We start from the raw sequence: 12069 nt of genomic DNA, 5'->3' as shown, positions 1-12069 counted from the left end.
GCTCAGTTCTGACGGACCAACCCGCGTGCCGCCAGGTTGCGATACAGGGCGCGGACACCGAACGTCCACGGTGCGATCTCCGTCGACAGGCGCACCGTGTTGACCAGCGCGCCCAGCGGCGGCGCGCTGATCGTCACGCGGTCGCCCAGGTGATGCGTGAAGCCGGCACCCGGCGCATCGCGGTCCTTGATCGGCGAGAACATTGTGCCGAGGAACAGCATGAAGCCGTCTGGGTATTGATGGTGCTTGCCCCATGTCTGCGCGACGAGGTCGAGTGGGTCACGGCTGATCTCGCTCATGTGGCTCACGCCGTCGAGCACGAAGCCGTCGTCGGTGCCCTCAACGCGCAGCGACACCTGCGTCGTGCGGATGGTGTCGATGGTGAAGTGTTCGTCAAACAGGCGCACGAACGGGCCGATGGCACACGAGCCGTTGTTGTCTTTGCATTTGCCCAGCAGCAATGCGGAGCGCCCCTCGATGTCGCGCAGATTCACGTCGTTGCCGAGCGCCGCTCCAACGACATGCCCGGCGCTATTGACCGCCAGCACGATCTCCGGCTCGGGGTTGTTCCAGCGCGAGGCGGGGTGCAGCCCCACGTCGGCGCCGAACCCGACAGCGGACATCGGCTGCGATTTGGAAAACACTTCCGCATCGGGCCCGATGCCGACTTCCATGTATTGCGACCACGCGCCCCGGCGCTGCAATTCCGCCTTGAGCCGAAGGGCGGCGTCGGAGCCGGGCTTGATCTTGGAGAGATCGGAGCCCACCACCCCGACGATGGATTCGCGCACATCGCGGGCTTTGGCCGGGTCGCCGCCAGCCTGTTCTTCGATCACGCGTTCGATCAGGCTGACGGCGAACGTCACACCGCAGGCTTTGATGGCCTGCAGATCGTTCGAGGCGAGTAGGGTGGGTGCGTTGCTGGAGCGATCGGCAGCCAACGAGCGCTCGACCAGCGCTTCGACGCGGCCCAATTCTTCGCCCGGTACCTGCCGGGCGATGGCCAGCGCGTCAGGATGCTCGAACAGGTCCGCCACCGTTGGCATGGCCTGCGTGATATCGAACACCACGCCATTGCGTACCACCACCACAGACGGCCCCTCGCCATTGGCGGTTGTTCGCCAGACCCGGCCGACGAGCGTTGCGCGCTCCAGATCGTGTGGCAGGTAATCGGCAATAGCGGTCATGTGCGCTCCATCAGTTGGACCAGGGACCCGCGTGATCGTAGAGATGGCAATGCAGGGTGTCCAACGCGATGACGGAATTTCCAACCTGTTGGACAATCAGCCTCATCACAAACCGGGCGTGTTTGCAGTGAAGACCGACTACGAAGTCCCAGCGCTCAAGCGCATTCACGAAGTGCTGGAGATACTCTGCGCGGCGACGTCGCCCGTCCGCCCGGCTGCTTTGGCGCAGGCCACGGGCATGTCCAGAAGTACGCTGTACCTATTGCTGGAGTCGCTCGAAAAACGCCGCTGGATCGAGAAGCGGGCCGACGGTTATCTGATCGGCTTGACCTTGTTTGAGCTGGGCAATGCCTATTTCCGCCACGACCGGCTGCTAGCAGCGTTCCGGCGCGAATCCGCCGCGTTTGTGGCGACACACAACGAAGTTGTGCAGCTTGCCGTGCTCGACGGCACGGAAGTCGTGTACATCGCGCGGGAAGATGCACCCAGGCCGGTCCGCCTCGTTTCCGATGTCGGCTTGCGCCTGCCGGCCCATTGCTGCGCACTGGGCAAGGCGCTGCTTGCAAGCCTTGATGACGAAGCGGTATGCGCGCTCCTGCCGGCCCGCCTTGCTGCGATGACAGAGCGCACCACCACGCGCCGTGTCGACCTGCTGCACGAGCTTGCGAACATTCGCACGCGAGGGCTCGCGACGGAGCGTGAGGAGGTGGTCGCGGGGCTGGCCTGCTTTGCCGCGTTCGTGGGCGTGACGCCGCTGGGCAAGCGCGTTGCAGTGAGTTCCAGCGTGCCCATCAGCCGGCTGGACCCGCGGCGGGAGAAGCGGCTCGTTGTGGGCGTTGCCGGCATGGCAGACCGCATCGGCCGCGCGCTGGCGCAAGCGTAGTACGCGGGCTGCACCATGGCCGGTGTGGCCGGTTCCGCTATGATCGCAACTCCTCTTTTGCCTTGCCGCCATGAGCCAAGACACCGCCAACGCAACGCCCCCTCGCATGGCCGATGTGGCCCGTCTTGCCGGCGTGTCGAAGATGACGGTGTCGCGGGTGCTGACGGGCGGCAGCGTGTCACCCGCCACCCGGGCGCGCGTGCAGCAGGCCATTGACGCACTCGGCTACGTTGCAACCGCCGCAGCTGGGATGCTCTCCAGCGGACGTTCCGAGTTCGTTGCCGCCTTGGTCCCCTCGCTGGCCAGTTCCAACTTTGCCGATACGGTGCGCGGCCTGACGGATGCCCTCGCCCCGCACGGTCTGCAACTGCTGCTGGGCGACACCGACTACCACCTGGATCAGGAAGAGGCGCTGGTGAAGTCGCTGCTGCGCCATCAGCCACGTGGCATTGCATTGACGGGGCGCCACCACAGCGCAGGCACACGCGCACTGCTGGAGCGCGCCGGCATCCCGATCGTCGAGATGTGGGATCTGCCCGAGCGCCCGATCGACAGGGCGGTTGGGTTTTCCAACGCCGATGCCTCGCGCGTGATGGTGCGTCACCTGCACCAGCGGGGCTACCGACGCATCGGGTTCCTGTGTGGTGCAAGCGAGTTGGACCGGCGCGGCACCGACCGCATGCGCGGATACATGAGTGGCATCAAGGCGCTGGGCCTTGGCGAGCCGCGTGTGATTCGCATGGGCGAATCCCCCATCACCATGAGCCACGGCGGCCCGGCCATGGCCGCCCTGCTGGAAGCCTGGCCCGATACCGACGCCGTGATGTGCGTGAGCGACATGTCGGCCTTCGGCGCCATCATGGAATGCCATCGGCGTGGCTTGTCCGTGCCGGGCGACATCGCGGTCGCGGGCTTCGGCAATTTTGAAATCGCGTGGTGTTGCCACCCGACCATCACGACGATTTCCGTTGACGCCTATGGCATCGGCCTGCGGGCTGGCGAAGTGCTACTCGATGCGCTCGGGATTGCCGAAGCCACGGGCGTGCGCAAGCTCTCGCGCATCGACTTCAGCGTGGTCGAGCGCGAGAGCGCATAGCCGGCACATCCGCCGCCGGCCGCTTCCTGCGTCAATGTGAGTGCCGTGGGTTGCCGCGCGTTTCAATGACGTTCAGATACAGCGTCGCCGGCTCCAGGCATCCGCCTGTGGAAAGCTGCCCGACGAACTGCCGATAGAGCTCCTGCCAAGGCGTTTGCGACTGCGGCACGCTGAACGTTGCGGTTTCACGCCGGCGCGCAAGCTCCTCCGCATCCACCAGCACATCGACTTTGCGCGCATTGAGGTCAACCCGAATGCGGTCACCGGTGCGCAATAGCGCGAGTCCGCCACCAGCGGCCGCCTCGGGGGACATGTTCAGGATCGATGGGCTTGCCGAGGTGCCGCTCTGCCGACCATCGCCCATGCACGGCAACGATTCGATCCCTTGCTTGACCAGCGCTGCCGGCGGCGCCATGTTGACGACCTCCGCGCTGCCCGGATAGCCGACCGTTCCGCAACCCCGGATGACGAGAATGCAGCGCTCGTCGATCTCTAGCGCTGGATCGTTGATGCGGGCGTGATAGTCCTCCGGCCCATCGAAGACGATGGCGCGCGTCTCGAACACGTTTTCCGCGCCGGGTTCGCTCAGGTAGGTCTGGCGGAAGGCCTCGCCCACCACCGACATCTTCATGATGGCGCTGTCAAAGAAATTGCCCGACAGCACGATGAACCCCGCGCGATGCTTGAGCGGTGCGTTCGCCGGGAAGATGACTTCGCGGTCGGCATCGGGGGCGGCATCGGCAATCGCGCCAATCGTGCGGCCGGATACGGTGGGGCACTCGCGCCGCAGCAGCGCCGCCGCGTTGAGCTGGCGCAACACGGCGGGCACGCCGCCCGAGCGGTGAAAGCTCTCACCCAGGTATTCGCCGGCCGGCATGCAGTTCACGAGCAGCGGCACCGATTCTCCATGGCGCTGCCAGTCTTCCAGGCTCAGCTCCACGCCCATGTGGCGCGCAATCGCGATGAGGTGCGGCGGGCAGTTGGTCGATGCGCCAAGCGCCGAGGCCACCATGATGGCGTTCTCGAATGCCGCGCGCGTCATGATCTGCGAGGGGCGGATGTCTTCGCGTACCAGGTCGACGATGCGCTTGCCGGTGGCATAGGCCATCTGCCCGCGCTCCCGATACGCTGCGGGGATGCTGGCACACCCGGGCAGCGACATGCCCAGCGCTTCGGCCAGGCTGTTCATCGACAGCGCGGTGCCCATCGTGTTGCAGTGCCCGATCGATGGGGACGACGCGGTGGTCAGCTCCATGAAGCCTTCGTAGTCGATGTCGCCCGTGGCCAGCCGGTTGCGCGCATGCCAGATGACGGTGCCGGAGCCGACCCGTTTGCCTTCGTGCCAGCCGTCCAGCATCGGCCCGCCAGATAAGACGATGGCGGGTAGATCGACTGTGGCGGCAGCCATCAGGCAGGCGGGTGTGGTCTTGTCACAACCGGTGGTCAGCACCACGCCGTCCAGCGGAAAGCCATGCAGGATCTCTACCAGGCCGAGATACGCAAGATTGCGATCGAGCGCAGCAGTCGGGCGGCGGCTTTGCTCCGCCATTGGGTGAACCGGAAACTCCATCGGGATGCCGCCCGCGTCGCGGATGCCGGCCTTTACACGCTGTGCCAGCTCCAAATGGTGGCGGTTGCAGGGCGCCAGATCACTCCCCGTTTGCGCAATGCCGATGATCGGACGGCCCGACTGCAGCTCTTCCCGCGTCAGGCCGTAGTTCATGAAACGTTCGACGTAGAGGGCGGTCATGTCGGCGTGGCTCGGGTCGTCGAACCACAGCTGGCTGCGCAGTCTGCGGGGAGGCTGGGTGGGCATGGTGTCTCGGTTGTTATGTGGAACAGGCTCCCTCTGTGGGGAATCGGCGTGGCGCTTTCCGGCGGATTGTGATTCTTTTGGTACCGGTAACAAATAATAGTCGCCGGAAGACGGCTCAGGCAATAGCTGGTGGCTGACGAACCCGTGTTGGCCACATGGGCACGTGCCGCATCAACGATGTGCGGTTGTCAGCCCCACGTTGGGGGAGGGTGTTTTGATTTGGAGACATCCAGCTGAGCGCAAGCGTTTGCCGGGCGACGGCAGGAGGCAAGGGCGCCGGTTTCACGATTCTGCAAACAAGCCGCCCTACGGTGTGCCCATCTTTTGGGGGCGGAGGGGCTGCCATGCAGATGTTGTCTGGGCGATTCGAAAAAACCGAGGCCGGGCGGTTGGAAATCGCCGCGCGCAACGGCACGTTGAACCGGTCCAACCGTGCGCTGCTGATCATGGTGGATGGCCAAACCACGGGCGAGGAGCTGGCGGCGAGAGCGCATCAAATCGGTCTAGGCGAACAGGCCATCGCCGAGTTGCTGCACGCGGGCTTTATCCGCCGGCAGGAGCGTGCCAGCAATGCGCCGGTGGCCGAGCCAGAAGCCGCCGCGCCTAAGCCTGCTACGCCCAGTCGCAAGCGCTCGCTGGCGGCGGCACGTATGTACCTGATGGACATTGCGGCGCGCACGTTCAGCTCGGCTGAGCATCCGATCCGCCAGCGCCTGGTCGCGGCCACCGACCGCGCCTCTGTGGAAGGCGCGTTCGATGCGTTGATGACGGCCCTGCGCGAGGCCACATCAGCGTCAATGGTGGAGCAGGTGGAGGTGGCGTTCCGTGGGTTCTTGCCGGCCGAAGAGGCGGTGGCCGGCTGAACCATTACGCATTGCGCATTACGCTGCCTGCTGCGCCATCTGATCCTTCAGCAGACCCCGCGCCCGCTGATTCGATTTGTAGATGTTGTCGCGCACCGGCACCGCGCCGGTCTTCACGCTGTCCACCCAGTCCTGGGTCAACATCACCGCCGCAAAGCGCGATTGCAAGACCACGCTAAAGACGCGGTGGATCTCTTCCGCCGTCGCAAAGCCCGCCTGGTTTTGATATGGCACCGAGCCTGACGCATCGTGCAGAAATTCGACGGCCGTGCCGTTGTGCAGTGCGTGGTTGATGGTCAACGCATCGCAGTTGTGCGTCATGTAGCCGACCACCGTGAGCGTGTCGATGCCACGCGTTTCCAGCCATTGCGCGAGGTCCGTTTCCGGATAGGCGCTGGGCAATAGCTTGCGCAGGTAGTGGTCATGCGGGCGCGACGCTACCACGGGGTGCAGTTGCCAGCCATCGGTGTCGATCGCGAACAGCGGCGAGCTGGCGGGCGATGTCTGCTGCACGACGATCACCGGAATGCCCGCTTCGCGCGCGGTGTCCATGGCAACGCCGATATTGGCGACGGTCTGCTGCGGGTCCGGATACTCAATCGGCAGGCCGCCGGTGAAGTATTCGTTCTGCACATCGATGACGATCAGGGCGCGCTTGGGTTGTGTGGCTGCGGTCATGGCGAGACTCCTTGAGCGGGTTGCGGGGTTGTGACTGGCGGGCATTTGCGTGAGCCCATGGACAGCATCTTCGGGCATCGCTATCCTTCCCGACAGTGGCCCGAAAGACATTCATCGAAAGAATCGGGCCAAACGAATGGAATCAAACCAGCGGACACGCCATGCCCCCGAAGGAAATCGCCGTTCTGGCGTTCAATGACATCAGTCCGTTTCACCTGTCCGTGCCGTGCCTGGTGTTTGAAGACCGTGTTTGGGCCGGGCTGCCGGCGTATCAGTTAAGCATTTGCGCGGGCGAACCCGTGAAGCGGGGCGGTTTGCGTACCACCGCCGGATTTGCGGTGCAGACGGACTTGACGCTGGAAGATGCCGCGCGTGCCGATGTGCTGATCGTGCCCTCGTGGCGCGACACGGAGGAGCCGCCGCCTGCGTCCATGGTCAATGCCGTACGAGACGCGTACGACCGTGGTGCGACCGTGGTGGGCCTGTGCCTGGGTGCTTTCGTGCTGGCGGAAGCCGGTGTGTTGGATGGCTTGGAGGCGACCACCCACTGGAGCGCAGTCGATGCCTTTTCACAGCGCTACCCGCGTGTGAAGCTCGTGCCCGATGTGCTGTATGTGGATGCGGATGACGGACGGCTGGTCACCTCCGCCGGCACCGCCGCTGGGCTGGACTGCTGCCTGCATCTGGTGCGCCGTTGGCATGGCGCGGAGGTGGCCAATCGCATTGCGCGGCGCTTGGTGGTGGCGCCGCACCGGCAGGGCGGTCAAGCGCAATACATCGAGCAACCGCTGCACGACGCGCCGGGCGGCGATCGGCTATCCGACTTGTTGAACTGGACGGTCGCAAACCTGACTGAGCCGCACACGCTGGACTCATTGGCAGCGCGCGCGGCGATGAGCCGACGCAATTTCACGCGGCGGTTTCGTGAGCTGACCGGCACAACGGTCGGACAGTGGCTGCTGGGTCAGCGGCTCGCCTATGCGCAGCGCCTGCTGGAGACCACGCACCAGCCAGTCGAGGCGATTGCGCAACTGGCGGGTTTTGGCAGTGCGGTGTCGCTGCGCCAGCATTTCAGCCGGACGTATCACACGTCGCCCAGCGCGTATCGCTCGCAATTCGGCGCGTTGTTTGCGCAGATGTAGTACCCGAGGTTACTTATCCAACTCGTGGCCGATGACTGCACCGGCCGCCGCACCGCCGATCGTGCCGGCCGTGCTGTGCGTGAGTTCATGCCCCGCCACACCGCCCGCCACTGCGCCGCCCGCTGTACACGCTGCCAGGGTGGGTGCCAGGGCGGCAATCGCACACACCAGTGCCGTTTTCCATCTGTTCATGATGCCCTCCTGAGTTGCCGCCCAGAACCGGGCCGGCATACCTCAGCCGAGCAAAGTGCATGCCGAACTCACATGAACAACGGGGAAAGCGCCAAATGCGACAGCGCAATCACGATCACTTGCGCAATCACCAGCAGGATCAGTGGCGACAGGTCAAAACCACCCAGCGGGGGAACCACGCGGCGGATGGGGCGCAGCAGCGGATCGACCAGCGTATTGGGCACCGCGCCCATGGGCGAATGTGGCCCCACCCACGACAGCACGGCCGATGCAATGGTCACCCACACCAGCGTGTTGAAGGCCCACTTGAGCACTGTGAGCAGCGCCGCCACAAAGCCCATCGGCAGGAACGCCAGCGGGCTGATACCCACCGTGGCCAGGAGCAAGAGCAGATACACCAGCGCCGTCACATAGGCCGCGATCAGGCACGACCAGTCGATATAACCCGTGGCCGGAATCACCCGGCGCAGCGGATGCACCAGCCAGCCCGTCAGCTGAAAAATCGCCTGCGACAGCGGATTGCGCGGTGACAGCCGCACCGCCTGTGTCCAGGCACGCAGCAGCAGCGCCGCGCCGAAGAGCGTGAAGATCGTGTCGAGCAGGAAACGCGTGATATCGCCGAACATGCGTCCGGTTCTCCTATGGTCAGGTCAGGCAACAAGCACGAGGCAGCGGGGCGCCCCAGGGCGGGCTATTGTCGCACGGGACTCTGAGGGCAATCTGTGCGGTGACGTGGCCGCCACGGCGTGTTTTGGCGCTTCTGACGAGGGCGAGCCGGTACCCCGCGCTCACTGCGCGCTTACTGTGATGCCGCCGGCTCCATGCCTTTGCGCTTGAGCACGGCGGCGGCCTCCTTGCTGCGCAGCGCATCCAGCAGCGCCTGCGCGCCTTCCACGCTTTTTGCATGGGCGCTGATGCCGGCGGCATAGACGGTGTCGTTCTGAATGGCAGCGGGCAGCGGCCCGACGTATTGGATATGCGGCACCGCGAGCAACTCGCTCACCTGATGGATCGCCAGCGCAGCCTGGCCGTCGACTAGCCGGGTGCCGACCAGTCCGCCATGCACGAGCACCGCCTTGGGTGCGATCGCCTGCGCAATGCCCAGCGTCTGAAACAGCTTTGACAGATAGATGCCCGACGACCCGCCCGCCGCTGGGTCGAGATACGCCACCGATGGCGCCGCCAGCAGCGCTTGCTTGAACTGTTCGACCGTGGAGATATCGGGTTTCGGCGCGCCTTCTGGCACCGCCACGCCAATGCCGACGCGCGCAACAGGGCTGACGGTGGGCGCCAGGTTGCCCGCATCCGCGAGTGTTCTTGCCAGCGGCTCGGGCAGGATGGCCACATCAAACACCGCTCCCGCGCGGATGCGCTTGGCCAGCTCGCCCGCTGTGTCGTTGGTGATGATCAGGTGGAGATGGTTCTCGTGTTCCAGCGAGGGCGCCAGCGCATCCAGCACGGGCCGAAACGCGCCGGCCGTGAGGACGGTGACCTCTGCTGCGCAGGCCGGCGCGCCATGGCCGGCCATGCACACAGCAAAGAGCGTTGCCAGAAGCGGGGTTCTTGGGATCACGATGCGGCTCCGTTGCGTACGGTGGTGCCGCACCTTAGCACTGCTTACAACCCTGCTATGGGAAAGCTCGCCTGCCAGACCGCGCTTTGCACGTTCACGGCTTTCGGAATCAGCTTCTGCTGCAGGAACAGGTCGGCAATCTGCTGTTGCGACGCCACGATTTCCGGCGTGATGGGCGTTACGCCGTAAGGCACGCGCCGCAGCCAAGTTTCCACCACGGGTTGTTCAATACCGAGCTTGGGCGCCAGCAGCGCCGCTGTCTCCTGCGGATGCTGATTCACCCACAGGCCGGAGGTGCGCAACTGCGCCAGGATGCTATTCACCGCGCGCGGATGCGCTTTCACAAACTCCGGCGTGGCCTCGTAGAAGTTGGAGGTCGGCACCGCGCTGAAATCGCCCAGCGTGCGCGTCTTCAGCGCTTTCTGCGCCAGCGCGTAGTACGGGTCCCACACGACCCACGCATCGACGGCTCCGCTCTCGAAGGCGGCACGTGCCTCGGCGGGCGGCAGGTAGATCGGCTGCACATCCTGCACCGTCAGGTTGGCGCGCTTGAGCAACTGCACCAGCAGGTAGTGCGAGCTGGAACCCTTCTGCAGCGCAATGCGCTTGCCCTTCAGGTCGGCCACGCTGTGCGGGGGCGAGCCGTCGAGTACGAACAGCGCCTCGTTGGTCTTGCCGCCCGGCTCTGCACCCACATAGACGAGGCGTGCGCCTGCCGCCTGCGCAAACACGGCCGGCGGCGCACCGGTATAGCCGAAGTCGATGCTGCCCGTGTTCAGTGCCTCCAGCAGTTGCGGCCCGGCGGGGAATTCCTTCCACTCGACCTTGTAGCCGAGTTCCCCCAGCGGCTTGTCGAGCGAGCCCTGCGCTTTGAGCACGGCCAGCAGCCCCGCCTTCTGAAAGCCGATGCGCACCGTGCCGGCCGGGTCGGCGGCTTGGGTGAGGCCTGCGCTCAGCGCAAGGCCGGCACCCAGCAGCGCGGCAAGCCAGCGTCGTCGGCCAGATGATGTGGCGGTATGGGGCGATTGGGTTTGCATGATTCCTCCAGCGAATTGGGTTTTGTGCGGTCGATGCTACGGACCGCACGTGCGCGAAGGAACGAACAAGATTGCATGTGCATAGACGCAGCTGCGTCAGCCTGTTGCTGTGGCAGCCAACTCGGCCAAGTAGGCCCATGGATAGATGCCGCGCGCATGCTCATCGCTGAATACGAGTTGCACGCCATAGCCAGCGGGCGCAATGGCGGTGACGCGCACGTCGGCTGGCGCGCTGATCGGCGTGCCGTGATGACGCTTGAACTGGCATTCGGCACATCGGCAGGCTGCGCGCAACGCAACGTGGTCAAGCGTGATGGCTGCCTCTTTCCAATGCAGCCGCAATGCGCCCTTTGCGATGTCGTTGTCGATGCGCTCAGGTGGTTGCACGGGCGGTCCCGATCTGTGCCAGCGCAATCCGCACGGCTTTGACGACTTCGGGGTCGCCATCGCTTTCCGCATTGCGCAGGGCGGGCAGGGCGGTGGCTTGGCCGATTTCACCCAGCGCCAGCGCCGCTTCCTTGCGCAGATTGCTGATGGGGTGTGCGAACAGCGCGGCGAGTGCATCAACCGCATGCGCAGCACGCCAGCGGCCGAGTGCGCGGGCGGCTTGCAGACGGACTTGCCAGTAGGCATCTGCCAGTGCATCGACCAAGGCTTGCGTCACGTGTGCGTCGGGAGCCAGCGCGCGCAACTTGCCAAGCGTGCTGGCGCTTTCCTCGCGTACGCGCCAGGCGGTGTCGCGCAGTGCGTCGAGCAACGCAGGCAACATAGAGGCATCCGTCGCAAGGCCGAGCGAACCCACAGCCGCGCGCCGCACTTCCGCATCGTCATCATGGCGGGCGCGTTCTGCCAGCGCTGGTAGTGCGGCCACATGCTTGCGCCAGCCGAGCACGGCCACGGCCTCGCGGCGGACAGTGGCATCGGCGTCTTGCAAGGCATGCAGTGCGGGCGCTTCGCTCTCAGGCACGCGCAGTTCTCGCAAGCCACGCAGGGCGGCGGCGCGCACGAAGGCGCTGGCATGGTCGGCATAAGGCAACAGGGCGTGCGCGGAGTCGGGCGATTTCAATTCACCAAGGCCGAGCGCTGCCGCATCACGCACGGCAGCATCAACGTCTTCTAACGCGCGGGCGAGTGCGGCCACCGTATCAGGCTGTTCCCAGGTCGCCAGGATGCGCGCGGCTTCTAGCCGAACCTCGGGCGCCGGGTCGTGCGTGAGCAGCGCAATCACGTCGGGCAACGCTTCGGCGTCTTCCTCATCGGCGAGCTGCAGGAGCGCGACGCGGCGCGTGGCGGCATCGTCATCGTGTAATCGTTGCAGGTAGCTCGTCATCGCACACTCAACGCAACAGGTAGGGGATGTTGACCTTCACCGCGCCGGTCGGGCAATCCTGCTCGCAGGGCATGCAGTACCAGCATTCGTCGAACTGCATGAAGGCCTTGCCCTTGGTGAGGTCAATGGCGAGCAGATCGAGCGGGCACACGTTGACGCACACGGTGCAACCCTTGTCGGCAATGCACTTGGCTTCGTCGATGGTGACGGGCGCGCTGCTGCGCGAGGTGATGTCGTGGGGCGTATGAAACGAGAGTGGGGCGTGAGACATG

At 65.2% G+C, this 12069-nt stretch carries 14 protein-coding genes; 4 read left to right on the top strand and 10 right to left on the bottom strand.

All coding sequences use genetic code 11. The features are described 5' to 3' along the window. Positions 1 to 2 precede the first annotated feature (2 nt). A complete protein-coding gene (locus ACS7SF_RS20410; protein ID WP_439893957.1) occupies positions 3 to 1187 on the bottom strand; it encodes a fumarylacetoacetate hydrolase family protein in 1185 nt (394 codons plus the stop codon). A 127-nt stretch (positions 1188 to 1314) separates the two neighbouring features. Here ACS7SF_RS20410 and ACS7SF_RS20405 point away from each other — a divergent pair, with 127 nt between their 5' ends. After that, positions 1315 to 2070, top strand: a complete 756-nt coding sequence (locus ACS7SF_RS20405) for an IclR family transcriptional regulator (RefSeq protein WP_439894439.1) — start codon at positions 1315 to 1317, stop codon at positions 2068 to 2070. Between the two features lie 70 nt (positions 2071 to 2140). Continuing rightward, a complete protein-coding gene (locus ACS7SF_RS20400) occupies positions 2141 to 3166 on the top strand; it encodes a LacI family DNA-binding transcriptional regulator (RefSeq protein WP_439893956.1) in 1026 nt (341 codons plus the stop codon). Positions 3167 to 3197: 31 nt separating this feature from the next. Here the strand turns inward: ACS7SF_RS20400 and ACS7SF_RS20395 are convergent, their stop codons facing one another. Beyond that, positions 3198 to 4982: an IlvD/Edd family dehydratase gene (locus ACS7SF_RS20395; RefSeq protein WP_439893955.1), complete on the bottom strand. Its 1785-nt coding sequence runs from the start codon at positions 4980 to 4982 to the stop codon at positions 3198 to 3200. 344 nt (positions 4983 to 5326) lie between these two features. On the opposite strand from ACS7SF_RS20395, the gene ACS7SF_RS20390 reads away from it, so the two are divergent. Continuing rightward, positions 5327 to 5845 (top strand): hypothetical protein, encoded by a 519-nt coding sequence (locus ACS7SF_RS20390; protein WP_439893954.1) that lies wholly within the window; start codon positions 5327 to 5329, stop codon positions 5843 to 5845. A gap of 18 nt (positions 5846 to 5863) precedes the next feature. On the opposite strand, the gene ACS7SF_RS20385 is transcribed toward ACS7SF_RS20390, so the two are convergent. Beyond that, the gene (locus ACS7SF_RS20385) at positions 5864 to 6523 is read right to left on the bottom strand and encodes a cysteine hydrolase family protein (protein ID WP_439893953.1); all 660 of its coding nucleotides are present in this window, start codon (positions 6521 to 6523) and stop codon (positions 5864 to 5866) included. 161 nt (positions 6524 to 6684) lie between these two features. Between ACS7SF_RS20385 and ACS7SF_RS20380 the strand changes: the two genes are divergently transcribed. Next, positions 6685 to 7665, top strand: a complete 981-nt coding sequence (locus ACS7SF_RS20380) for a GlxA family transcriptional regulator (protein ID WP_439893952.1) — start codon at positions 6685 to 6687, stop codon at positions 7663 to 7665. A gap of 9 nt (positions 7666 to 7674) precedes the next feature. Here ACS7SF_RS20380 and ACS7SF_RS20375 read toward each other — a convergent pair whose 3' ends face one another. From ACS7SF_RS20375 to ACS7SF_RS20345, 7 genes are all read right to left on the bottom strand, one after another. After that, on the bottom strand, positions 7675 to 7857 hold the full coding sequence (locus ACS7SF_RS20375; RefSeq protein ID WP_439893951.1) for a glycine zipper 2TM domain-containing protein: 183 nt from the start codon (positions 7855 to 7857) through the stop codon (positions 7675 to 7677). Between the two features lie 68 nt (positions 7858 to 7925). Then, positions 7926 to 8483, bottom strand: coding sequence for a YggT family protein (locus ACS7SF_RS20370; RefSeq protein WP_439893950.1), 558 nt, complete (start codon positions 8481 to 8483; stop codon positions 7926 to 7928). A gap of 173 nt (positions 8484 to 8656) precedes the next feature. Further along, positions 8657 to 9430, bottom strand: a complete 774-nt coding sequence (locus ACS7SF_RS20365; protein WP_439893949.1) for a molybdate ABC transporter substrate-binding protein — start codon at positions 9428 to 9430, stop codon at positions 8657 to 8659. Positions 9431 to 9474: 44 nt separating this feature from the next. Continuing rightward, positions 9475 to 10467, bottom strand: coding sequence for a sulfonate ABC transporter substrate-binding protein (locus ACS7SF_RS20360; protein WP_439893948.1), 993 nt, complete (start codon positions 10465 to 10467; stop codon positions 9475 to 9477). 96 nt (positions 10468 to 10563) lie between these two features. Next, positions 10564 to 10854 carry a DUF971 domain-containing protein gene (locus ACS7SF_RS20355; protein WP_439893947.1) on the bottom strand — a complete coding sequence of 97 codons (291 nt, stop codon included), beginning with the start codon at positions 10852 to 10854 and terminating at the stop codon, positions 10564 to 10566. Next, the gene (locus ACS7SF_RS20350; protein WP_439893946.1) at positions 10841 to 11797 is read right to left on the bottom strand and encodes a HEAT repeat domain-containing protein; all 957 of its coding nucleotides are present in this window, start codon (positions 11795 to 11797) and stop codon (positions 10841 to 10843) included. The genes ACS7SF_RS20355 and ACS7SF_RS20350 overlap by 14 nt, the downstream gene beginning before the upstream one ends. Positions 11798 to 11804: 7 nt before the next feature. After that, complete coding sequence (locus ACS7SF_RS20345; RefSeq protein WP_439893945.1) at positions 11805 to 12068, bottom strand: 4Fe-4S dicluster domain-containing protein; 264 nt, start codon at positions 12066 to 12068, stop codon at positions 11805 to 11807. Position 12069 lies beyond the last annotated feature (1 nt).

This window comes from Ralstonia sp. 25C, from assembly GCF_051904805.1.
Lineage (GTDB): Bacteria > Pseudomonadota > Gammaproteobacteria > Burkholderiales > Burkholderiaceae > Ralstonia.
This window is presented reverse-complemented; position numbering and strand designations above follow the sequence as displayed.

Bases quoted from the DNA above. Each gene is read 5' to 3' on its own strand.
- ACS7SF_RS20385 (WP_439893953.1), bottom strand. From the start codon at position 6,523: ATGACCGCAGCCACACAACCCAAGCGCGCCCTGATCGTCATCGATGTG.
- ACS7SF_RS20375 (WP_439893951.1), bottom strand. From the start codon at position 7,857: ATGAACAGATGGAAAACGGCACTGGTGTGTGCGATTGCCGCCCTGGCA.
- ACS7SF_RS20345 (WP_439893945.1), bottom strand. From the start codon at position 12,068: ATGTCTCACGCCCCACTCTCGTTTCATACGCCCCACGACATCACCTCG.
- ACS7SF_RS20370 (WP_439893950.1), bottom strand. From the start codon at position 8,483: ATGTTCGGCGATATCACGCGTTTCCTGCTCGACACGATCTTCACGCTC.
- ACS7SF_RS20380 (WP_439893952.1), top strand. From the start codon at position 6,685: ATGCCCCCGAAGGAAATCGCCGTTCTGGCGTTCAATGACATCAGTCCG.
- ACS7SF_RS20350 (WP_439893946.1), bottom strand. From the start codon at position 11,797: ATGACGAGCTACCTGCAACGATTACACGATGACGATGCCGCCACGCGC.
- ACS7SF_RS20360 (WP_439893948.1), bottom strand. From the start codon at position 10,467: ATGCAAACCCAATCGCCCCATACCGCCACATCATCTGGCCGACGACGC.
- ACS7SF_RS20390 (WP_439893954.1), top strand. From the start codon at position 5,327: ATGCAGATGTTGTCTGGGCGATTCGAAAAAACCGAGGCCGGGCGGTTG.
- ACS7SF_RS20400 (WP_439893956.1), top strand. From the start codon at position 2,141: ATGAGCCAAGACACCGCCAACGCAACGCCCCCTCGCATGGCCGATGTG.
- ACS7SF_RS20410 (WP_439893957.1), bottom strand. From the start codon at position 1,187: ATGACCGCTATTGCCGATTACCTGCCACACGATCTGGAGCGCGCAACG.
- ACS7SF_RS20395 (WP_439893955.1), bottom strand. From the start codon at position 4,982: ATGCCCACCCAGCCTCCCCGCAGACTGCGCAGCCAGCTGTGGTTCGAC.